The organism is Pseudomonas rustica, assembly GCF_049959085.1.
Classification (GTDB): domain Bacteria; phylum Pseudomonadota; class Gammaproteobacteria; order Pseudomonadales; family Pseudomonadaceae; genus Aquipseudomonas; species Aquipseudomonas rustica.
The window spans coordinates 5,545,970-5,567,884 of the sequence record NZ_CP188200.1; the positions used below are offsets into that span (position 1 = coordinate 5,545,970).

Annotated in this window: 22 protein-coding genes; 15 read left to right on the forward strand and 7 right to left on the reverse strand. The window is 58.8% G+C overall.

Annotated features, from left to right (window positions below; genetic code table 11):
- The first annotated feature begins 70 nt into the window (after positions 1 to 70).
- Genes ACP3TY_RS25145 through ACP3TY_RS25155 form a run of 3 tightly spaced genes read left to right on the forward strand, consistent with a single transcriptional unit; the run spans position 71 to position 3,888 of the window.
- The gene (locus tag ACP3TY_RS25145; RefSeq protein WP_426618733.1) at positions 71 to 817 is read left to right on the forward strand and encodes a gluconate 2-dehydrogenase subunit 3 family protein; all 747 of its coding nucleotides are present in this window, start codon (positions 71 to 73) and stop codon (positions 815 to 817) included.
- A 2-nt stretch (positions 818 to 819) separates the two neighbouring features.
- Complete coding sequence (locus tag ACP3TY_RS25150; protein ID WP_212550237.1) at positions 820 to 2,604, forward strand: GMC family oxidoreductase; 1,785 nt, start codon at positions 820 to 822, stop codon at positions 2,602 to 2,604.
- Between the two features lie 12 nt (positions 2,605 to 2,616).
- Complete coding sequence (locus tag ACP3TY_RS25155) at positions 2,617 to 3,888, forward strand: c-type cytochrome (protein ID WP_426618734.1); 1,272 nt, start codon at positions 2,617 to 2,619, stop codon at positions 3,886 to 3,888.
- Between the two features lie 150 nt (positions 3,889 to 4,038).
- Here ACP3TY_RS25155 and ACP3TY_RS25160 read toward each other — a convergent pair whose 3' ends face one another.
- Positions 4,039 to 4,341, reverse strand: a complete 303-nt coding sequence (locus tag ACP3TY_RS25160) for a hypothetical protein (protein ID WP_400650692.1) — start codon at positions 4,339 to 4,341, stop codon at positions 4,039 to 4,041.
- Positions 4,342 to 4,568: 227 nt separating this feature from the next.
- Here ACP3TY_RS25160 and ACP3TY_RS25165 point away from each other — a divergent pair, with 227 nt between their 5' ends.
- Positions 4,569 to 5,627, forward strand: a complete 1,059-nt coding sequence (locus tag ACP3TY_RS25165; RefSeq protein ID WP_426618735.1) for a PA0069 family radical SAM protein — start codon at positions 4,569 to 4,571, stop codon at positions 5,625 to 5,627.
- A gap of 85 nt (positions 5,628 to 5,712) precedes the next feature.
- Here ACP3TY_RS25165 and ACP3TY_RS25170 read toward each other — a convergent pair whose 3' ends face one another.
- Positions 5,713 to 6,291 carry a hypothetical protein gene (locus tag ACP3TY_RS25170; RefSeq protein WP_156316116.1) on the reverse strand — a complete coding sequence of 193 codons (579 nt, stop codon included), beginning with the start codon at positions 6,289 to 6,291 and terminating at the stop codon, positions 5,713 to 5,715.
- 499 nt (positions 6,292 to 6,790) lie between these two features.
- On the opposite strand from ACP3TY_RS25170, the gene ACP3TY_RS25175 reads away from it, so the two are divergent.
- Positions 6,791 to 7,519, forward strand: a complete 729-nt coding sequence (locus tag ACP3TY_RS25175; RefSeq protein ID WP_053116387.1) for a carbonic anhydrase — start codon at positions 6,791 to 6,793, stop codon at positions 7,517 to 7,519.
- Positions 7,520 to 7,609: 90 nt separating this feature from the next.
- Positions 7,610 to 9,136, forward strand: a complete 1,527-nt coding sequence (locus tag ACP3TY_RS25180) for a SulP family inorganic anion transporter (RefSeq protein ID WP_053116386.1) — start codon at positions 7,610 to 7,612, stop codon at positions 9,134 to 9,136.
- A gap of 125 nt (positions 9,137 to 9,261) precedes the next feature.
- On the opposite strand, the gene ACP3TY_RS25185 is transcribed toward ACP3TY_RS25180, so the two are convergent.
- Positions 9,262 to 9,912 carry a hypothetical protein gene (locus ACP3TY_RS25185; RefSeq protein ID WP_053125446.1) on the reverse strand — a complete coding sequence of 217 codons (651 nt, stop codon included), beginning with the start codon at positions 9,910 to 9,912 and terminating at the stop codon, positions 9,262 to 9,264.
- Between the two features lie 369 nt (positions 9,913 to 10,281).
- On the opposite strand from ACP3TY_RS25185, the gene coxB reads away from it, so the two are divergent.
- The 4 genes from coxB to ACP3TY_RS25205 all read left to right on the forward strand — a co-directional run bounded on the left by coxB (position 10,282) and on the right by ACP3TY_RS25205 (position 14,789).
- Entirely contained in the window at positions 10,282 to 11,409 is a 1,128-nt protein-coding gene (coxB, locus tag ACP3TY_RS25190; protein WP_008081192.1) for a cytochrome c oxidase subunit II, read from the forward strand.
- A gap of 82 nt (positions 11,410 to 11,491) precedes the next feature.
- Complete coding sequence (ctaD, locus tag ACP3TY_RS25195; protein WP_016986466.1) at positions 11,492 to 13,078, forward strand: cytochrome c oxidase subunit I; 1,587 nt, start codon at positions 11,492 to 11,494, stop codon at positions 13,076 to 13,078.
- 246 nt (positions 13,079 to 13,324) lie between these two features.
- Positions 13,325 to 13,876 carry a cytochrome c oxidase assembly protein gene (locus ACP3TY_RS25200; protein WP_426618736.1) on the forward strand — a complete coding sequence of 184 codons (552 nt, stop codon included), beginning with the start codon at positions 13,325 to 13,327 and terminating at the stop codon, positions 13,874 to 13,876.
- A gap of 25 nt (positions 13,877 to 13,901) precedes the next feature.
- Positions 13,902 to 14,789 carry a cytochrome c oxidase subunit 3 gene (locus ACP3TY_RS25205; protein WP_053125435.1) on the forward strand — a complete coding sequence of 296 codons (888 nt, stop codon included), beginning with the start codon at positions 13,902 to 13,904 and terminating at the stop codon, positions 14,787 to 14,789.
- A 95-nt stretch (positions 14,790 to 14,884) separates the two neighbouring features.
- Here ACP3TY_RS25205 and ACP3TY_RS25210 read toward each other — a convergent pair whose 3' ends face one another.
- Complete coding sequence (locus ACP3TY_RS25210) at positions 14,885 to 15,088, reverse strand: twin transmembrane helix small protein (RefSeq protein ID WP_102902573.1); 204 nt, start codon at positions 15,086 to 15,088, stop codon at positions 14,885 to 14,887.
- A 71-nt stretch (positions 15,089 to 15,159) separates the two neighbouring features.
- On the opposite strand from ACP3TY_RS25210, the gene ACP3TY_RS25215 reads away from it, so the two are divergent.
- The 5 genes from ACP3TY_RS25215 to ACP3TY_RS25235 are packed head-to-tail and all read left to right on the forward strand — an operon-like array spanning position 15,160 to position 19,068.
- Positions 15,160 to 15,900 carry an SURF1 family protein gene (locus tag ACP3TY_RS25215; protein ID WP_426618737.1) on the forward strand — a complete coding sequence of 247 codons (741 nt, stop codon included), beginning with the start codon at positions 15,160 to 15,162 and terminating at the stop codon, positions 15,898 to 15,900.
- On the forward strand, positions 15,866 to 16,459 hold the full coding sequence (locus ACP3TY_RS25220) for a hypothetical protein (RefSeq protein WP_159813363.1): 594 nt from the start codon (positions 15,866 to 15,868) through the stop codon (positions 16,457 to 16,459). The genes ACP3TY_RS25215 and ACP3TY_RS25220 overlap by 35 nt, the downstream gene beginning before the upstream one ends.
- 10 nt (positions 16,460 to 16,469) lie before the next feature.
- Positions 16,470 to 17,549: a COX15/CtaA family protein gene (locus ACP3TY_RS25225; protein ID WP_426618738.1), complete on the forward strand. Its 1,080-nt coding sequence runs from the start codon at positions 16,470 to 16,472 to the stop codon at positions 17,547 to 17,549.
- Positions 17,537 to 18,436 (forward strand): heme o synthase, encoded by a 900-nt coding sequence (gene cyoE / locus ACP3TY_RS25230; RefSeq protein ID WP_426618739.1) that lies wholly within the window; start codon positions 17,537 to 17,539, stop codon positions 18,434 to 18,436. The genes ACP3TY_RS25225 and cyoE overlap by 13 nt, the downstream gene beginning before the upstream one ends.
- Positions 18,433 to 19,068 carry an SCO family protein gene (locus ACP3TY_RS25235; protein WP_007911741.1) on the forward strand — a complete coding sequence of 212 codons (636 nt, stop codon included), beginning with the start codon at positions 18,433 to 18,435 and terminating at the stop codon, positions 19,066 to 19,068. Before cyoE ends, ACP3TY_RS25235 begins: the two co-directional genes overlap by 4 nt.
- A gap of 253 nt (positions 19,069 to 19,321) precedes the next feature.
- On the opposite strand, the gene ACP3TY_RS25240 is transcribed toward ACP3TY_RS25235, so the two are convergent.
- From ACP3TY_RS25240 to ACP3TY_RS25250, 3 genes are all read right to left on the reverse strand, one after another.
- Entirely contained in the window at positions 19,322 to 20,092 is a 771-nt protein-coding gene (locus ACP3TY_RS25240) for a MetQ/NlpA family ABC transporter substrate-binding protein (protein ID WP_159813371.1), read from the reverse strand.
- Between the two features lie 76 nt (positions 20,093 to 20,168).
- Positions 20,169 to 20,879 (reverse strand): methionine ABC transporter permease, encoded by a 711-nt coding sequence (locus ACP3TY_RS25245; protein WP_172680176.1) that lies wholly within the window; start codon positions 20,877 to 20,879, stop codon positions 20,169 to 20,171.
- A 5-nt stretch (positions 20,880 to 20,884) separates the two neighbouring features.
- Positions 20,885 to 21,892 carry a methionine ABC transporter ATP-binding protein gene (locus tag ACP3TY_RS25250; RefSeq protein WP_007911748.1) on the reverse strand — a complete coding sequence of 336 codons (1,008 nt, stop codon included), beginning with the start codon at positions 21,890 to 21,892 and terminating at the stop codon, positions 20,885 to 20,887.
- Positions 21,893 to 21,915 lie beyond the last annotated feature (23 nt).

Sequence of the window (21,915 nt, forward strand, 5' to 3'; positions counted from 1 at the left end):
CGACGAAAAATCCTCAAGCCGTTCGCAGAAACGGTTGACCACCATTGATGCCTGATGAGGTACACCTTCCATGTCTGATCAAGATCGAGACAACCCGCGGCGTGAGTTTTTGCGCAAATCCCTGACCCTGATTCCGGTCGTGACCCTCGCCGGCACCGGCCTGGGCAGCAGCGTCCTGCAAGCCGCGCCTGAAGCGGCGCCCGCTGCACCGGCCGCGCCAGCCGCTCGCGCTGACGCCGAGGTGTATAAACCGAGCTATTTCACCGCCGAAGAATGGGCATTCATCAATGCCGCCGTCGCGCAGTTGATCCCCAACGATGCCCAAGGCCCGGGCGCGCTTGAAGCCGGTGTGCCGGAATACATCGACCGTCAAATGAACACGCCGTACGCCGCCGGAGCCCTTTGGTACATGCAAGGCCCGTTCAATGCCGACGCTGCGCCGGAAATGGGCTGGCAGAGCAAACTGGTGCCGAAAGAAATCTATCGCCTCGGCATCGCCGCCACGGATCAATGGGCAAAATCCCTCAACGGTAAAGTATTTGCTGAGCAAGACAGCGCTACCCGAGAAGATTTGCTCAAGCAACTCGAAGCCGGCAAGCCGCAGTTCGATGCGGTTCCGGCAAAGATTTTCTTCAATCTGCTGCTGCAAAACACCAAGGAAGGCTTCTTCTGCGACCCGATCCACGGTGGCAATAAAGGCATGGTTGGCTGGACGATGATCGGTTTCCCCGGCGCCCGCGCCGATTTCATGGATTGGGTGGAACGCAACGAGCAATACCCCTTCCCGGCAGTGTCGATTCGCGGCGAGAGGGCGTAAGCATGGCAACGGTATTGAAGAAAGTGGACGCAGTCATCATCGGTTTCGGCTGGACTGGCGCGATCATGGCCAAGGAGCTGACCGAAGCGGGTCTCAATGTGCTGGCGCTGGAGCGCGGGCCGATGCAGGACACTTACCCCGACGGCAACTATCCACAGGTGATCGACGAACTCACCTACAGCGTGCGGAAAAAACTCTTTCAGGACATCTCCAAAGAGACTGTCACCATCCGCCACAGCGTCAACGACATCGCCCTGCCGAACCGCCAGTTGGGCGCGTTCTTGCCGGGCAACGGTGTTGGCGGCGCCGGTCTGCACTGGTCGGGCGTGCACTTCCGCGTCGATCCGATCGAGTTGCGCATGCGCAGCCATTACGAAGAGCGCTACGGCAAAAGCTTTATCCCCAAGGACATGACTATCCAGGACTTCGGCGTCAGCTACGAAGAGCTGGAGCCGTTCTTCGATTACGCCGAAAAAGTCTTTGGCACCTCGGGTCAAGCGTGGACGGTGAAAGGCCAACTGGTCGGTCAGGGCAAGGGCGGCAACCCGTACGCGCCGGATCGCTCCAACCCGTTCCCGTTGGAAGCACAGAAGAATACGGTTTCCGCACAGCTGTTCGGCAAAGCGGCTACAGAAGTCGGTTACAAACCCTACAACCTGCCGTCCGCGAATACGTCGGGGCCGTACACCAACCCTTACGGCGCACAAATGGGCCCGTGCAACTTCTGCGGTTTTTGCAGCGGTTATGTTTGCTACATGTACTCCAAGGCGTCGCCGAACGTGAACATTTTGCCGGCGCTGAAGCCGCTGCCGAATTTCGAGTTGCGCGCCAACGCTCACGTGCTGCGGATCAACCTCGACAGCACCAAGAGCAAAGCCACCGGCGTCACTTACATCGACGCACAGGGTCGCGAAATGGAGCAACCGGCGGATCTGGTGATCCTCGGCGCGTTCCAGTTGCACAACGTACGTCTGATGCTGCTCTCCGGCATCGGCAAACCGTACGACCCGAAGACTGGCGAAGGCGTGATCGGGCGTAACTTCGCCTACCAGAACATGGCGACCATCAAGGCGTTCTTTGACAAAGACACCCACACCAACAACTTCATCGGCGCTGGCGGCAATGGCGTGGCGCTGGACGACTTCAACGCCGACAACTTCGACCACGGCCCGCACGGCTTCGTCGGCGGCTCGCCGATGTGGGTCAACCAGGCGGGCAGCCGGCCGATTGCCGGTACCTCGAACCCGCCGGGCACACCCGCGTGGGGCAGTGCGTGGAAACGCGCGACCGCCGATTACTACACCCACCAAGTGTCGATGGACGCCCACGGCGCGCATCAGTCCTACCGTGGCAACTACCTCGATCTCGACCCGGTGTACCGCGATGCCTACGGTTTACCGCTGCTGCGGATGACTTTCGACTGGCAGGAAAACGACATCAAGATGAACCGCTTCATGGTCGAGAAAATGGGCAAGGTCGCCGAAGCGATGGGCCCGAAAGCCATCGCGGTGATCGGCAAACAGGTCGGTGATCACTTCAACACCGCCGCGTACCAGACCACCCACCTCAACGGTGGCGCGATCATGGGCACCGATCCGAAGACCAGCGCATTGAACCGCTATTTGCAGAGCTGGGACGTGCACAACGTCTTCGTTCCGGGCGCCTCGGCGTTCCCGCAAGGCCTGGGCTACAACCCGACCGGGCTGGTGGCTGCACTGACCTACTGGTCGGCAAAAGCGATCCGCGAGCAGTACCTGAAAAACCCCGGCCCGCTGGTTCAGGCTTAAGGAGCGATGACCATGAAGAATTTCGTTATCGCGACCCTGGCGCTGCTCGGCAGTGCCTCAATCCATGCGGCTGACGTTGATCAGGCATTGATCAAACAAGGCGAATACCTCGCCCGCGCCGGTGACTGCGTGGCTTGCCACACGGCCAAGGGCGGCAAGCCGTTCGCCGGTGGTCTGCCGATGGAAACGCCGATCGGCACGATTTACTCGACCAACATCACCCCGGATAAAACCGGCGTCGGTGAATACAGCTTCGAAGACTTCGATCAGGCCGTACGCCATGGCGTCGCCAAAAACGGTAGTACGTTGTACCCGGCGATGCCATATCCGTCCTACGCGCGTGTCAGCGAAACCGACATTCAGGCGCTGTATGCGTACTTTATGCACGGCGTCGAACCGGTCGCGCAGGAAAACAAGGCCAGCGACATTCCGTGGCCATTGAGCATGCGCTGGCCGCTGATGGGCTGGCGCTGGATGTTTGCGCCGAAGGTCGAGGACTACAAAGCAACGAGTACCGACCCGGTGATCGACCGTGGCGCGTATCTGGTTGAAGGCCTCGGCCATTGCGGTGCCTGTCACACGCCACGGGCGCTGACCATGCAGGAAAAATCCTTGAGCGCAGCCGATGGCAGCAACTTCCTCGCCGGCAGTGCGCCGCTGGAAGGCTGGATCGCCAAGAGCCTGCGCGGCGATCACAAGGATGGCCTCGGCGGCTGGAGCGAAGAGCAACTGGTGCAGTTCCTCAAAACCGGTCGCAGTGATCGCAGCGCGGTGTTCGGCGGCATGAGCGATGTGGTCACCCACAGCATGCAATACATGACCGACGCCGACCTGACCGCCATCGCCCGCTATCTCAAGTCGCTGCCGGCCAATGATCCTGCCGATCAGCCGCATCAGTACGACGAGAAAGCCGCCAAAGCCTTGTGGAATGGCGACGACAGCCAGCGCGGCGCTTCGGTGTACATCGACAACTGCGCGGCCTGCCACCGCACTGACGGCCACGGTTACACGCGTATGTTCCCGGCACTGGCGGGCAATCCGGTGCTGCAATCGGAAGACCCGACCTCGCTGATTCACATCGTGCTCAAGGGCGGCACCCTGCCCGCGACGCACACCGCGCCTTCTACTTTCACCATGCCGGGTTTGGCCTGGCGTTTGTCGGATCAGGAAGTGGCGGATGTGGTGAGTTTTATTCGTGGGAGTTGGGGTAACAAGGGCGCAGCCGTCAAACCTGACGAGGTTAAAAACTTGCGCAAGCCTGAGCAAACGAAAAATGATCTGTAAATATATATAGCGTAACAAGCAAAAGGCCTGCCGGAACTTCGGCAGGCCTTTTTATTATCGACTGACAATACCGCTGCAGGCATTGGCTGATGTATCGATATAAGAACTACCGATAGATAATGTATTCAAGCGCATCATCGTTCCGCGTCATCAAGGCGTGTTGATACTTGCATAAGCTTTCGCTAGGGCGAGCAACTTGGCTTGATCTTCAGCATCGATGTCGCCGTCGCCGTCCACATCTTTTTCATTGCGGATGCTGAACGTATGGCCGCCGTCATAAGACGCCGCCGTGACAAAGCTGGAATCTTCAAGCTGAAAGGTTTCTGCGGACTTCTCAGCATCCCAGCCCGAATTCACATAAGCGAAATGCATCTGCACCAGAACTTCTTTCGGATCGACCACAGTGGGGCCAAGTTTTTGTAGAAAGATACCGCGACGGTTCAGGGAACCCATATCAAAATCCTTTTATAATAATTTTTCGTCAAAAGTGACGCGACTCGGATACTACTCAACAATCAATAACAATCACCAGACTCAAGATGTATCGCCAAACTACCAGCCTTGACTTCCTTGTATCTAACTTAGCGTTTTATATATCACGTTATGCGGACGCCGAACGGCACTGTTCACACGCCTGGGTTCGCGATACTGTATGCGCATACAGTCACGGCGATCTGAACATGAACACCTCGATGCCACCACGTGGCCGCGGCACCGCGACCAACCCGCACAACCGCTTCGCGCCGAGCCGTTCGGTAGCTGAGGACGACGGCTGGTATCAGGAAGTGCCCGAAACACAGAACACCGAGGTGATGATCGAGACCGCGAAAACCATCATCACCCGTAACACATCGCCCGACCTGCCCTTCGATCGCTCGATCAATCCCTACCGAGGCTGCGAACACGGCTGCATTTATTGCTACGCGCGACCCAGTCACGCCTATTGGGACATGTCGCCGGGGCTGGATTTCGAAACGCGGCTCATCGCCAAGACCAACGCCGCGCAAGTGCTGGAAGAACAGCTGAGCAAACGCGCCTATCAATGTGCGCCGATCAATCTGGGCTCCAACACCGATCCGTATCAGCCGATCGAACGTGAGCACAAGATCACCCGGCAGATCCTCGAAGTGCTGCTGCGCTACCGGCATCCGGTGACCATCGTCACCAAGGGCTCGCTGATTCTTCGCGATCTCGACCTGCTGACTGAATTGGCGCAGCAGCGGCTGGTGGCGGTGATGATCAGCCTGACCACGCTGGACGATGAACTCAAACGCATCCTCGAACCGCGTGCCGCTGCGCCGAAAGCACGCTTGCGCGCGATTCGGGTGATGCGCGAAGCGGGGATTCCGGTCGGCGTGCTGTGTTCGCCGATGATTCCGATGATCAACGACAGCGAAATCGAAAACCTGCTCAACGAGGCGCACGCCGCTGGTGCGCAAAGCGCTGCCTACATGATGTTGCGCTTACCGCTGGAAGTGGCGCCGCTGTTCGAGGAATGGTTGGCCGCGCACTACCCGCAACGCGCTACGCATGTGCTGAGCCTGATCCGCCAGAGCCGTGGCGGCGAGCTTTACGACAGCCGTTTCGGCGCCCGCATGCGTGGCGAAGGGCCGTTTGCCGACCTGCTCGCACAACGCTTTGCCAAAGCCATCAAACGGCTTGGTCTCAATCATCGCGAAGGCTACAACCTCGATTGCACAGCTTTTTGCCCGCCGGGCGCACAAATGTCGCTGTTGTAGATGGGCGTCGCAAAAAAAACGCCTGATCGAGCCTAAGCTCGACCAGGCGATTAATTACAACTTGATTAATTAAGCAAGAAGCTGATTAGAACCAACCCTTAATCCAGTCGACGATGGTATTGAAAGTATTTTTGATGTTTTCCCAAGCGTTTTTTACCCACACTACGAACTTCTCAACGATATTGCTGATCCAGAAATAAATCTCGTTGTACAGGTTACTGAAGAACGCCATGATCTTGTCAGCAACGGAAAGAATAGCGCCTTGGGTAGCAGGATACTTCTCGCCAATACCGATGGCCTTATCGTACATTTGGTCGATCTGTTTATTCGATGCTTCTTTTTGGCTTGCCCGTTTCTCCTCCATGCGTTTGCGGAATTCGGCAGCGGCGTCATCACCGCCGTTGGTTTTCTTGAAGTCCTCGGTATCCGCAGTGATCTGGGTCTGGATCACGGTAGTGCTAACTGTACCGCTTCGCTGAGAGTCGTTTTTCAGATCATCAATTGCAGCCTGCTCTTCAGGGTTCAGGGCAGTCAGTGTCGATAAAGTCGAATAAACCGGTTTAACCAGCGCCTGACGACGTGCACCAGGCGTATGGTCACAGTGCGCCTTATGATATTCGCGCAGCGCATTCATGGTAGTTGCAAAAATAGTCGAAGTAGTCATTTTCAATCCTTGAAAGTTTTAATAAGAGCGCGAAAGTTGCGCCCACCGAAAAACTATAAAAATTAAACTATCAGACCGCAACTAGTTAGTTATTTCAAAAAATAAACACCCTTATCAACAACAACGAAACTTCGTTATTAACAACTAACTCATTACATCGCAACAGCTCTTGGATCAATGTAGCCCGATCGCTAAAAGGCAGACTGAGAGCGGCATCACCAAACCTTCTGTCTGCTACCTCGCCAGACGTCATTGATTTAGCGACAATTAGCACAGGTTTGAGGGGCTGGTATCCCCCCGTCGAAAACTGCCAGTCACGTTTTTTGTGACCTGGAACACACGTTCTAGAGCGGTTGATTCAGTTTCAGTTAAGTTTCGGCGGCTACCTTGTTCATCGAGTGACTGACCGGTCGGGATGACCGCGATAGTTTTAAACAGCCACTGGCTTCATACCGGAATACCGGGGAAGATTCCCTGAATCCGTCAAAGAGGATGAATCATGAGTGATAAGGATAAACAGCCGCTGGCTGCGTCGGCGCCGTCCCCAGAAGCGGAATCCGCCGATGCAGCGCTGCGCCAGATCGTAGATGGCTTTTTGCATTTTCATCATGAGATTTTTCCGCAGCAGGAAGAACTCTTCAAGAAACTCGCCACGGCCCAGGCGCCGAAAGCGATGTTCATCACCTGCGCCGACTCGCGCATCGTCCCCGAGCTGATTACGCACAGTTCGCCCGGCGATCTGTTCGTGACCCGTAACGTCGGCAACGTGGTTCCGCCTTACGGCCAGATGAACGGCGGCGTTTCCACCGCGATCGAATACGCGGTACTGGCGCTCGGCGTGCAGCACATCATCATCTGCGGCCACTCCGATTGCGGCGCCATGCGTGCGGTGCTCAACCCGGACAGCCTGGAAAAAATGCCGACGGTCAAAGCTTGGCTGCGCCACGCTGAAGTCGCGAAAACCATGGTGCATGAAAACTGTAACTGCGCCGACGAAAAAGAAAGCATGCCGATCCTCACCGAGGAAAACGTCATCGCCCAACTGCAGCACTTGCGTACCCATCCTTCAGTAGCCTCGCGCATGGCGAACGGTCATCTGTTCATCCATGGCTGGGTTTACGACATCGAAACCAGCGAAATCAAAGCTTACGACGCGGATCAGGGACGCTTCCTGCCGCTCGACGGCAGCCATCCGATTCCGGTGGCGACGCCCAAAGCGCGCTTCTAAATCTTCCTAAACATCTGTGTGGTTTGACGCCGGTCGCTGATTCAGCGACCCGGCCTTGCCATGCCTGAAGAAAACGTCGGGAGAATCGCCATGCGTGCGGCTCAATTGAAAGCGGTGTTGCCACGGGAGCTGCTTGCTTCCGTGGTTGTGTTTCTGGTCGCTCTGCCGCTGTGCATGGGCATTGCGATTGCGTCAGGGTTGCCGCCGGCCAAAGGCCTGATCACCGGGATCATCGGTGGGCTGGTGGTCGGTTGGCTGGCGGGCTCGCCGTTGCAGGTCAGTGGACCGGCGGCGGGTCTGGCGGTGTTGGTGTTCGAGCTGGTGCGCCAGCACGGCATCGAGATGCTCGGGCCGATTCTGTTGCTCGCCGGTTTTCTGCAACTGGTGGCCGGGCGCTTGAAGCTCGGTTGCTGGTTCCGGGTGACGGCGCCAGCGGTGGTCTACGGGATGCTGGCGGGGATTGGCGTGTTGATCGTGCTGTCGCAGGTGCATGTGATGCTCGATGCGTCACCGAAACCTTCCGGGCTGGATAACCTCGCCGCATTCCCGGCGGCGGTGGCTCAGGCCGTGCCGTCGTTCGGTTGGCAGGCCGGGTTGCTCGGGCTGTCGACGATTGCAGTGATGTGGTTGTGGGAAAAATTCCGTCCGCATTCGCTACGGTTTATTCCCGGGGCGCTGCTTGGCGTGGGGCTGGCGACGGGTGCCAGCCTGATGCTGGCCTTGCAGGTGAAACGCGTTGAGGTGCCGGCGAATCTCGCGGAAGCCATCGACTGGTTGAAGCCGACAGATCTGCTCAGCCTGGCTGATCCGACGCTGTTGATCGCGGCGTTCGCTGTAGCGTTTATTGCCAGCGCCGAAACGCTGTTATCTGCTGCTGCGGTAGATCGCATGCACAGTGGCGTGCGTTCGGATTTCGACCGTGAACTGTCGGCGCAGGGTGTAGGCAATATGCTCTGCGGACTGGTTGGCGCGCTGCCGATGACCGGGGTAATCGTGCGCAGTTCGGCCAACGTCCAGGCCGGTGCGACCACACGCTATTCGACGATTTTCCATGGCTTGTGGCTGCTGGCGTTCGTGCTGTTGCTGTCGAGTGTGCTGCAAAGCATTCCGGTGGCGAGTCTGGCCGGTGTGCTGGTGTATACCGGTTTCAAACTGGTCGACCTGAAAGCCTTTCGCGGTCTAAGCCGTTATGGGCGGATGCCGATGTTTACCTATGCCGCGACGGCGCTGGCGATCATCTTCACCGACCTGCTGACCGGTGTGCTGCTGGGTTTCGGTCTGACGTTGTTGAAGCTGGCATTCAAGGCGTCGCGGTTGAAGATCAGCCTGATCGATCTGCCGCAGGACGGCGAGATGGAATTGCGTTTGATCGGTGCGGCGACCTTCCTCAAAGTGCCAGCGCTGACGCAGGTGCTCAACAGTATTCCGGCAGGCGTGACGGTGCATGTGCCGCTCAATAATCTGAGCTACATCGACCATTCGTGTCTGGAGTTGCTGGAGGAATGGGGCCGGGCGAATGCGGCGAAGGGGTCGAAGCTGTTGATCGAGTCGCGCGGGTTGAAGCGCAGGCTTGAAGGACGGATTCGCACCACCACCGGCATCGGTGCAGCCGGCTAAACCTCCCGGTCGAACTCAACCCCTGTAGGAGCTGCCGCAGGCTGCGATCTTTTGATCTTGATCTTCTTAAAAACAAGATCAAAAGATCGCAGCCTGCGGCAGCTCCTACATTGGATCGTGTGAAATCAGGCGGCGGGCTGGTCGAGTTCCAGGCCTACGCCCAATCGGCGGCTCATGCACGGCCAGCGTTTCCACGCGGCGCCGGTGTCCGGGCTGCTGAGTTTTTCGCGGTAGGCTTCTACCGATTCCAGCGCAAAACTTTCGTCGTTGAGCATCTCGTCGATCGCGTGATGCACCGCTTCGTCCAGTTGGTTGGCAAATTCCTCACCGATCAATTGGTGAGCAATCAAGTTGGCGACCGTCATGTCCAAGGGGATCAGTGGCTGGCCGAAATGCTTGATGTACAGGTCGTTGACCTCTTCGACAAAACGGTGCGCCAGATAGGCTTCATCCAGCAGGCTATCCAGGCCAACATGCCCGGCCATGATGGCGGGCGGCTGGAGGAAATACTGCTCGGCGATTTTCAGCACCGGTTTGATCTGCGATTCGATTCCCGCTTCCCTGGCGACTTCATTGGCTGCATCCAGCAGGTCTGGCACTTCATCGATGTAGGCGGCGACAAAACGCGTCAGCACGCCTTGGGCGTCGGCTTCCGGCAGTTGAATGGCCGGGTGTAAATGAGGCAGCTTGCTTTCCAGCTGACGGGTCAGCAGGCCGGTGTCTTTCTCGTGCTGTTGGGCTGTTTGGATCTGCTCGCGCAATGCGGCGGTGTTCATGAAAACTCCAGGGAACAAGGCAATGAATTAGGGAAGACATAACTTAGCTGGCTTACGAAAATTGCTAAGACGCATTTGTCATAATTATTTCATCCTTGATGCAGCTGCGTTATATCGATTTGCCACCACTCGTCTGCATCCTTCTCCATTCGTGCCCTTGAACGCAAGTTCCAGCTGTTTCAGATCATTTACCTCGCCACGTTGCAATTCTCAGCCGCTGACTATACTCGCCAGTGAATGGAGTTAGCTGATGACGCCCGACTGCACCCGCAGCAAGGCCCGGCGATTCAAGTTCGTAGTCTGATGCAGCCGCTCCCTTGCCGCAGGCGAAAGCCGGCGGGATAACAAGAACGATAAGGGGAACCCGCAATGATGCGACATCCACACGTCTGGATGGGCCTCCTGTTGTGGTCGATTTTCAGTCCGGCACACGCCGCATGGACTGTGAATATGGCGCCTGGAGCGACTGAAATCAGTCACGCAGTATTCGACCTGCACATGACCATTTTCTGGATCTGTGTGGTGATCGGGATCATCGTCTTCGGCGCCATGTTCTGGTCGATGATGGTGCACCGCCGTTCTACCGGGCAGGTCGCCGCAAAATTCCACGAAAGCACCACCGTCGAAATTCTCTGGACCGTCGTGCCGTTCCTGATTCTGGTAGCGATGGCCGTGCCGGCGACCGCCACCCTGATCAAGATGTATGACACCAGTGAACCGGATATCGATATCCAGATCACCGGTTATCAGTGGAAGTGGCACTACAAATACCTGGGCCAGGACGTCGAGTTCTTCAGCAACCTGGCCACCCCCGCCGAGCAAATCCACAACAAGGAAGCCAAGGGCGAGCACTATTTGCTCGAGGTCGATAAGCCGTTGGTGCTGCCGACCGGGGCCAAGGTGCGCTTCCTCGTGACCTCCGCCGACGTTATCCACTCGTGGTGGGTGCCGGCCTTCGCGGTCAAACGCGATGCGATCCCGGGGTTCGTCAACGAAGCGTGGACGCGCATCGATAAGCCCGGCATCTACCGTGGCCAGTGCGCCGAACTGTGCGGCAAGGATCACGGCTTCATGCCGATCGTGGTCGAGGTCAAGGACAAGGCTGACTACGACAAGTGGCTCGCCGAGCGCAAAGCCGAAGCCGCGCAGCTCAAAGAGCTGACCAGCAAGGAGTGGACGCTCGACGAACTTAAAGAGCGCGGCGACAAGATTTATCACACCACCTGCGTCGCCTGTCACCAGGCCGAAGGTCAGGGCCTGCCGCCAATGTTCCCGGCGCTCAAGGGCTCGAAAATCGCCACAGGACCGAAAGAAGGCCACTTGAGCATCGTCTTCCACGGCAAGCCAGGCACCGCCATGGCGGCGTTCGGCAAGCAGCTGTCGGAAGTCGATATCGCAGCGGTCGTGACCTACGAACGTAACGCCTGGGGCAACAACAAGGGCGACATGGTCACGCCAAAAGAAGTGCTGGAGCTGAAACAGGCGGAAAGCAAATGAGCCGGTCTATCGCGTACTTCGTGAACCGGTCGGGGCAGCGCGCCCCGGCCTGCCCCGCCCACTCACGTAAAGGAGACCGGCCATGAGCGCTGTCATCGATGACCATGGTCATGCCGACCACGCCCACGGCCCCGCCAAAGGCCTGATGCGCTGGGTGCTGACCACCAACCACAAGGACATCGGCACGCTATACCTGTGGTTTGCGTTCTGCATGTTTTTGCTCGGCGGTACGTTCGCGATGGTGATTCGCGCCGAACTGTTCCAGCCGGGGCTGCAAATCGTCGAGCCGGCGTTCTTCAACCAGATGACCACCATGCACGGTCTGGTGATGGTCTTCGGTGCGGTGATGCCGGCCTTCGTCGGTCTCGCCAACTGGATGATCCCGTTGATGATCGGCGCGCCGGACATGGCCCTGCCGCGGATGAACAACTTCAGCTTCTGGCTGTTGCCGGCGGCGTTCCTGATCCTGGTATCGACCCTGTTCACCCCCGGTGGCGGGCCGAACTTCGGCTGGACGTTCTACGCGCCGCTGTCGACGACGTATGCGCCGGAAAGCGTGACCTTCTTTATCTTCGCCATCCACTTGATGGGGATCAGCTCGATCATGGGCGCGATCAACGTGATCGCGACCATTCTCAACCTGCGCGCCCCCGGCATGACGCTGATGAAAATGCCGCTGTTCGTCTGGACCTGGCTGATCACCGCGTTCCTGCTGATCGCGGTGATGCCGGTGCTGGCCGGGTGCGTGACGATGATGCTGATGGACATCCACTTCGGCACCAGTTTCTTCAGTGCTGCCGGTGGCGGTGACCCGGTGTTGTTCCAGCATGTGTTCTGGTTCTTCGGGCATCCCGAGGTGTACATCATGATTCTGCCGGCCTTCGGCGCGGTCAGCTCGATCATCCCGACCTTTTCGCGCAAGCCGCTGTTTGGCTACACCTCGATGGTTTATGCGACGGCGAGCATCGCGTTCCTGTCGTTCATCGTCTGGGCGCACCACATGTTCGTGGTCGGCATTCCGTTGGTGGGCGAGTTGTTCTTCATGTACGCGACGCTGCTGATCGCGGTGCCGACCGGGGTGAAAGTGTTCAACTGGGCGAGCACCATGTGGCAAGGCTCGCTGACCTTCGAGACGCCGATGCTGTTTGCCGTGGCGTTCGTGATCCTGTTCTCCATCGGCGGTTTCTCCGGGCTGATGCTGGCCATCGCCCCGGCGGACTTCCAGTATCAGGACACCTACTTTGTCGTCGCGCATTTCCACTACGTGCTGGTGCCGGGGGCGATCTTCGGGATCTTCGCGTCGACCTATTACTGGCTGCCGAAATGGACCGGCCACATGTACGACGAAACCCTCGGCAAGCTGCATTTCTGGCTGTCGTTCGTCGGCATGAACCTGACCTTCTTCCCGATGCACTTCGTGGGACTGGCGGGGATGCCGCGACGGATTCCGGACTACAACCTGCAATTCGCCGACTTCAACATGGTCTCGTCGATCGGCGCGTTCATGTTTGGCGCGACGCAGATTTTCTTCCTGTTCATCGTGATCAAAACCATTCGCGGCGGCCCGCCAGCACCGGCCAAGCCTTGGGATGGTGCGGAAGGTCTGGAGTGGAGCGTGCCGTCACCGGCGCCGTACCACACCTTCACCACACCGCCGGAAGTGAAATGAATATCCAGCCTTTTGTGAAATTGGTGCAAAGGCACAGATCCCCTGTGGATGCTCACAACTCTTATTGGGCAGTACACAGATCCTTTGTGGCGAGGGGATTTATCCCCGTTGGGCTGCGAAGCAGCCCCAAAACCTGCAACCGAGATTTATCAGGCAAACCGTGTGTGCTGGATTCAGGGCTGCTGCGCAGCCCAACGGGGATAAATCCCCTCGCCACAAAGGCATCACCGATAAGGGGTGGAAGCCATGGCTGATTCGGTATCGATGAAAAAGCTCGTCACCCGCCTCCTCGGGGTGGTGGTGGCGATGTTCGTGTTCGGTTTTGCTTTGGTGCCGATCTACGACGTGATGTGCAAAGCCTTCGGCATCAACGGCAAGACCGGTGGGCAGTACGAGGGTGAGCAAGTGGTCGACACCTCGCGCCAGGTGCGCGTGCAGTTTCTGTCGACCAACAACGTCGACATGCCGTGGGATTTTTATCCCAAACATGACGAACTCACCGCCAACCCTGGTGCAGTCAACGAAATGATCTTCATCGCGCGCAACCCCACCGACAAACCGATGAGTGCGCAAGCCGTGCCGAGCATCGCGCCGAGCAACGCGGCGGCGTATTTCCACAAGACCGAATGCTTCTGCTTTACCCAGCAAGTGCTGCAGCCCGGTCAGCAGATCGAGATGCCGGTGCGCTTCATTGTTGACCGCGACATGCCCAAGGATGTGAAGCACCTGACGCTGTCCTACACGCTGTTCGATATCACCGCCCGACATCCGCCAGTGGCTGTAAACACTGGCGGTTGAGCGTGCCCGATAAGGAGAACAATAAATGGCAACTCATGAGCATTATTACGTTCCGCCGCAAAGCAAATGGCCGATCATTGCGACCTTCGGCATGGCCATCACCGTGTACGGCTTGGCCGTCTGGTTCAACGATCTGAAGGCGGCGCGCCCGGAATCCCACGGCCCGTACATCTTTTTCGTCGGTGGCCTGTTGCTGGCGTACATGCTGTTCGGCTGGTTCGGCGCGGTGATCAAGGAAAGCCGCGCGGGCCTCTATAGCGCGCAGCTGGATCGCTCGTTTCGCTGGGGCATGAGTTGGTTCATCTTTTCCGAGGTGATGTTCTTCGTCGCCTTCTTCGGCGCGCTGTTTTACGTGCGCCACGTCTCCGGCCCGGCGCTCGGCGGGGAAGGCACCAAAGGCATCGCGCATATGCTCTGGCCGAACTTCCAGTTCACCTGGCCGCTGCTGCACACGCCGGATCCGAAACTGTTCCCGCCGCCCAAGGACGTCATCAGCCCGTGGGGCCTGCCGCTGATCAACACGATCCTGCTGGTCAGCTCCAGCGTGACCATCACCATCGCCCACCATGCCTTGAAGAAGGGCCATCGCGGCGCGCTGAAAATCTGGCTGGCGATCACCGTGCTGCTCGGTTGCGCGTTTCTCGGTTTCCAGGCTGAGGAATACATTCACGCCTATCACGAACTGGGGCTGACCCTCGGTTCGGGCATTTATGGCGCGACGTTCTTCATGCTCACCGGTTTCCACGGCGCCCACGTGACCATCGGCACGATCATTCTGTTTGTGATGCTGATGCGGATCATGAAGGGCCACTTCGACAACGAGCACCAGTTCGGCTTCGAAGCGGCGAGCTGGTATTGGCACTTCGTCGACGTGGTGTGGATCGGCCTGTTTATCTTCGTTTACGTACTTTAACAACAGCTGCAAGCCACAACAAAAGCTGCAAGCTTCGAGCTTCAATGCAAAGCGGTAAGGCTTTTAGCTTGTAGCTTGCAGCTTGCAGCTAGTGTCTACCACGTCACGTGGGACACCAATTGGCCGCTGTAAAAGCCCCAGGCGATCAAGCCGACGGTGGCAGCGGCCAATGCCACCCGAACACTCAAGGCGATGACCAGGCGATTGGAACTGCTGTCGTCCTTGACCAGGAAAAACAGGCCGCTGAACAGGCTGATCACCGTGGCAATCAGCATCAGGACGATCGCTGTTTTGAGCATGGGAAGAACTCCGGGGGACAGGCGATGCAATTGAGTATAGCGATCGCAATGACTGACTTTGTGGCGCAGCCATGAAGCGCTTTCGTCCGGGCGTGATTCCGACCGTGGTGGTGGCGTTATTGTTGCCGCTATTGGTGTCTTTGGGATTCTGGCAACTGAGCCGAGGCGCGGAGAAAACCGCCCTGCTCGCCAGTTACGCCGAACGTCGCGCGGCCGAGCCGATGGCCAGCACCGAGTTGCCACACACATCCGATCCGGCCTATCGCCGCGTGCACCTGCACGGCCAGTTCGATGCCGCGCACAGTCTGTTGCTGGATAACCGCCAGCGTAACGGCAAGGTCGGCGTCGAGTTGCTGCAACCGTTTCAGGATCAACGCAGCGGTTTGTGGATGCTGGTCAATCGCGGCTGGTTGCCGTGGCCGGATCGCCGTGTACCGCCGCAATTCACTACGCCCACTGAAGCGTTGAATGTCGATGCCTGGGTCTACGTCGCCCCCGGCGCCACTTTCCAGTTGCACGCTGATCCAGTCAGCAGCACCTGGCCACAAACCATCACCGCCGTCGAACCCGCCAAGCTGTGGCAAACCCTCGACCGCGACGGCTTCGCCTACGAATTACGCGCCGAACCCGGCCCGGCCAGCTACGAGGCCGATTGGCGGGTGGTTGCGATGGGCCCGGAAAAACACCTCGGTTACGCCGTGCAGTGGTTCGCCATGGCCACCGCCCTGCTCGGTCTCTACGTCTATTTGGGCTTGCACAACGCAAAGGAGAAACACCATGGGAACGGCCATGAATCCACCCAGCATGTCTGAGGCGAAACCTGCCGCCAGTCGCCGTCGCGGGCGCATTCAGCTGCTGCTGATTTTGCTCGGCGTGATTGGCCCGATGGTGCTCGCCACCGGCATGTACAAATTGCAGTTCTGGGTGCCGGAGGGTCGCAGCTATCACGGCGAACTGATCGGCAACGGCCAGACCCGCGCCGACCTCGGCGTGCAGGCCGACGAGGATCGTTGGCAGATCCTGGTCACCGCGCCGAAAGATTGCGCGGTGGATTGCCAGCAACTGGTGTATCTGGCGCGGCAGATCCAGATCGGTCTCGGCCGTGACGCCGGCCGCGCCAGCCATGCCCTCGCCGCTGCACAACCGGTCAGCGCTGATTACGACGCCAAGCTCAACCGCGAATATCCACAGCTGCAACGCTACCCGCTGGACGCCGCTGTGTTCAGTAAAACCACGGGCGACAAAGCCACGCCGCAACTGTGGATCATCGACCCGCACGGCAATCTCGTGCTGCGTTACGAGCCGAATGTGAAAGGCAAGGATCTGCTCAACGACCTGCGTCATCTGCTGAAACTGTCGAACATCGGATAAGGGCATCGTCATGGCCAAACCTGGATTTCGCCTCGCGCTGTTTGCCACCCTGCTGGCACTGATTGTGGTGCTGCTCGGCGCCTACACGCGCCTGACCCACGCCGGCCTCGGCTGTCCGGACTGGCCGGGCTGCTACGGGTTTATCAGCGTGCCGAAAAGCGAAGCGCAACTGGCCCATGCCGAACTGCATTACCCCGACTCGCCGGTGGAGGCGCACAAGGGCTGGAACGAGATGATCCACCGCTACTTCGCCGGCACCCTCGGCCTGCTCATTTCGATTCTGGCCGGGCGCGCGTGGGTTAACCGTCGTCATCCGGGGCAGCCGGTGAAGCTGCCACTGTTTCTGCTGGCGGTGGTGTTTGCGCAAGCAGCGTTCGGCATGTGGACGGTGACGCTCAAGCTCTGGCCGCAAGTGGTCACCGGGCATTTGCTTGGCGGTTTTGCGACGTTGAGTCTGCTGTTTTTGCTGACCTTGAGATTGTCCGGCGTGCTGCCGGCGCTGACCGTGCCCAAGCGTTTGCAGTATTGGGCGACGGCGGGATTGTTGTTGGTGATTGGCCAGATCGCGCTGGGTGGCTGGGTCAGTTCCAACTACGCGGCGGTGGCGTGTATCGACTTCCCGACCTGCCACGGGCAGTGGTTGCCACCGGCGGATTTCGCCAACGGCTTTCACCTGACTCAACACATCGGCCCGAATTATCTCGGCGGGCAACTCGACAGCGATGCGCGCACGGCGATTCACCTGACTCACCGGATCGGCGCGCTATTGGTGACTTTGGTGCTCCTCGGTTTGGCGTGGCAATTGAAAGTCGTCGGCATGACGCGGTTGGCCGGTCTTGTTCTCGTCGCCCTCGCGGCGCAGATCACCCTCGGCATCAGCAACGTGTTGTTCCATCTGCCGCTGCCAGTGGCGGTCGCGCATAACGCCGGCGGGGCCGCGTTGTTGCTGACCATGGTGCTGGTCAATTACCACGCGCGCACCAGTCTGGTTCGGGTCAAACAACCGGTGCTCGCACGCTGGCGCCTGAGTCCGCGTAAACACGCGGCCGCGCCCATCACTATTAAAGGAGAAACGCCGTGGCGATTCTGATTGGCGAACGTCCGCATCAGGCGATCTGGCGTGATTATCTGGAACTGACCAAACCGAAAGTCGTGGTGCTGATGCTGATCACCTCGCTGGTCGGCATGTTCCTCGCGACCCGCGCCGGGGTGCCATGGACGGTGCTGGTGTTCGGCAACCTGGGTATCGCGTTGTGTGCCGGTGGTGCGGCGGCGGTCAATCATGTGGTTGATCGGCGCATTGATGCGGTGATGGCGCGTACGCATAAACGGCCACTGGCCGAGGGCCGGGTTTCGCCCGCAGCGGCGCTGACCTTTGCGTTGGTGCTGGCGCTGCTCGGTCAGGCTTTGTTGCTGACCTTCACCAATCCGCTGACCGCTTGGCTGACCTTGGCCTCGCTGCTCGGTTACGCGGTGATCTACACCGGGTTCCTCAAACGTGCGACGCCACAGAACATCGTCATCGGTGGCCTCGCCGGCGCCGCCCCACCTCTGTTGGGTTGGACAGCCGCCACCGGCCACGTCAGCGCCGAACCGTTGTTGCTGGTGCTGATCATCTTCGCCTGGACGCCGCCGCACTTCTGGGCGCTGGCGATCCATCGCAAAGAGGAATACGCCAAAGCCGACATCCCGATGCTGCCGGTCACCCACGGCGAGCACTACACCAAAGTGCACATTCTGCTGTACACCTTCACGCTGCTGGCGGTGAGTCTGCTGCCGTACGTGATCCACATGAGCGGCGTGCTCTACCTGATTTGCGCGCTCGGTCTGGGCGCGAAGTTTCTGCAATGGGCCGTGGTGCTGTACCGTGGCACTCGGCCGCACGCGGCGATCAACACCTTCAAGTACTCTATTTGGTACTTGTTTCTGCTGTTCATCGCCCTGCTCGTAGACCACTACTTACTGTTGAACCTATGACTCGAACCCAGAAAACCGTCTTCATCCTCGTCGCCGTGATCGCGCTGATCCTCGGCCTGACCGTCAACAAAGTGCTGAGCGGCAAGGGCCAGGGCGACCCGACCGCGTTGATCGACGCCGGCATCATCCTGCTGCCGCAGAGCAGGAATCTACCGGACGTAACGATGACCGATCAGGACGGAAAACCGGTCGCGATCAATGAGTTGAAGGGTAAGTGGAGTCTGTTGTTCTTCGGCTACACCTTCTGCCCGGACATCTGCCCGACTACCCTCGCCCAACTGCGCCAGATCAAGAGTGAACTGCCGAAAGACGCCGTGGATAAGTTGCAGATCGTGCTGGTCAGCGTTGACCCGAACCGCGATAACCCGAAGCAGTTGAAGCAGTATCTGGGCTACTTTGATCCGCAGTTTGTTGGTCTGACGCCGACTTCGATTGAAGAGCTGCAGAAGGTGGCGAATGCGGTGAGTATTCCGTTTATTCCAGCGGATACCAGTAAGCCGAATTACACCGTCGACCATAGCGGCAACCTCGCGGTGATTGGCCCGGACGGGACACAGCGTGGGTTTATTCGGGCGCCGTTGAACAACGCCAAACTGGTTGCGCAACTCCCGGTCATGCTTAACCGTAAGTGACAGTTTAAAAGCCAAGAGCCCCTCACCCTAACCCTCTCCCGGAGGGAGAGGGGACTGACCTAGGTGTTTTTTCGAGTTGCGCCGACCTGCAATTGTGAGTCGAACTCAGGCTCGAAAATCTTGAAGATCGGCCCCCTCTCCCTCGGGAGAGGGCTGGGGTGAGGGGCAGCTTCACAACAGTTCCAAAGCCGAACACCAGACACAAAAAAGGGGACGCTCATGGCGTCCCCTTTTTTCGTTGCAGCAATCTAAATCAGAACGCCGGCAGCACCGCGCCTTTGTACTTCTCGGTAATGAATTTCTTCACTTCCGGGCTGTGCAGCGCAGCAGCGAGTTTCTGCATCGCGTCGCTGTCCTTGTTGTCCGGGCGGGACACGAGGATGTTCACGTACGGCGAATCATTACCTTCAATCACCAGCGCATCCTTGGACGGATCGAGCTTGGCTTCCAGCGCATAGTTGGTGTTGATCAGCGCCAGGTCGACCTGTGTCAGCACGCGCGGGATGGTCGCGGCTTCCAGTTCACGGATTTTCAGGTCTTTCGGGTTGGTCGCGATGTCTTTGACGGTCGACAGGATGTTGGTCGGATCCTTCAACGTGATCACGCCAGCCTTGGCCAGCAGCAACAGCGCACGGCCGCCGTTGGTGGCGTCGTTCGGGATCACCACGTTGGCGCCGCTTGGCAGGTCTTTCAGATCTTTGATCTTGCTCGAGTAAGCACCCAGCGGCTCCAGGTGCACACCGGTCACGGCGACCAGATTAGTGCCTTTGGCCTTGTTGAACTCATCGAGGTACGGCTGGTGCTGGAAGAAGTTGGCGTCCAGACGCTTTTCGGCGACCTGTACGTTCGGCTGAATGTAGTCGGTGAAGACCTTGACCTTCAGATCCACGCCTTCTTTGGCCAGGGCTGGCTTCACGAACTCGAGGATTTCTGCGTGCGGCACCGGAGTGGCGGCAACGGTCAGGGTTTCGGCGTGGGCCGAGAATGCTGCAACGGCAGCGAAAGCAGCGATCAGTTTTTTCATTCAGCTAACTCCTTATGAGGCGCCCGTCTGGCGCCTGCCAGCGAATGGCCGGCTCATCTGTTCAATACAAAACCGCTTATTTGCGCGAGAAATGCACGACCAAACGGTCGCCCACCATCTGCAGCACTTGCACCAGAATCAGCAGCAACACCACGGTGACGATCATCACGTCAGTCTGGAAACGCTGGTAGCCGAAACGGATCGCCAGATCACCCAGACCACCGGCGCCGACCACACCGGCCATTGCCGTGTAGGAAACCAGTGTAATCGCCGTCACCGTAATCGCTGCATAGATGCCCGGACGGGCTTCTGGCAGCAATGCGTTGAGAATGATCTGCCGCGTGGTCGCGCCCATGGCCTGGGTCGCTTCGATGATGCCGCGATCGACTTCACGCAGCGCGGTTTCCACCAGACGCGCGAAGAACGGCGTGGCACCCACCACCAGCGGCGGAATCGCACCGGCCACGCCCAGCGACGTACCCGTGATCAGCACGGTGAGCGGGATCATCACGATCAACAGAATAATGAACGGCAGCGAACGCAGGATGTTCACCGCCAACGACATGATCGCGTAGAGAACGCGGTTTTCCAGCAACTGGCGCGGGCTGCAGAGAAACAGCAACACGCCCAGCGGCAGGCCGAGCAACACGGTGAACAGCAGCGAGCCGCCGAGCATCATCATGGTGTCGTTGGTCGCCAGGCCGATTTCCAGCCAGTCGATGTTCTGGAAGAACAGCTTGATGGCTTCTATCGCGGCGTCGTAATTCTTGATTGCAGCGTCGAACATTTCCATTAACGCAGCACCTCCATGTGGACATCAGCGGCGGTGAAGCGGGCGAAGGCCGCTTCCATGTCGCCACCGGTGACGGCCAGGGTCAATTGCCCGTAGGGGATGTCTTTGATGCGGTCGATGCGACCGGCGAGGATGCTGTAGTCGACCCCGGTTTCCCGGGCGACGGTACCAAGCAACGGTGCGTAGGTCGCTTCGCCCTGGAACGTCAGACGGACGATACGGCCCGGCACGTGCGCGAAATCATCACGCTGCTCGCCTTCATCGACCTGCTCGTCTTCCTGGACAAAACGCTTGGTGGTCGGGTGCTGCGGATGCAGGAACACATCGGCCACCGAACCTTGCTCGACGATCACGCCAGCGTCCATCACCGCCACTTGATCGCAGACGCGACGGATCACGTCCATCTCGTGGGTGATCAGGACGATGGTCAGTTTCAGCTCGCGGTTGATCTCGGCCAGCAGTTGCAGCACCGAGGCCGTGGTCTGCGGGTCGAGGGCACTGGTGGCCTCGTCGCACAGCAGAATCTTCGGCTTGGTCGCCAGAGCGCGGGCGATGCCGACGCGCTGCTTCTGGCCGCCGGACAATTGCGCCGGGTACTTTTTGGCGTGGTCGGACAAACCAACGCGCGCCAGCAGTTCAGCCACACGCTGATTGATCTCGCTGGTCGATAATTCACCGGCCAGGGTCAGCGGCAACGCAACGTTGTCGGCGACGGTCTTGGAGGCCAACAGGTTGAAGTGCTGGAAGATCATCCCGACTTGCTGACGGAAACGGCGCAGGCCTTTGGCGTCGAGCGCGGTGACTTCTTCACCGTCGACAAAGATCTTGCCGCCGCTGGAATCTTCCAGGCGATTGATCAGACGCAGCAGGGTACTTTTTCCCGCACCGGAATGGCCGATCAGGCCGTAGACCTGACCGTTCTCAATCGAGAGACTGGTCGGGTGCAGCGCGGGAATATCCTTACCGGCGACGCGGTAAGTCTTGTGGACGTTTTGAAACTCGATCACGTAGCGAACCTTGTGGGGCGCGT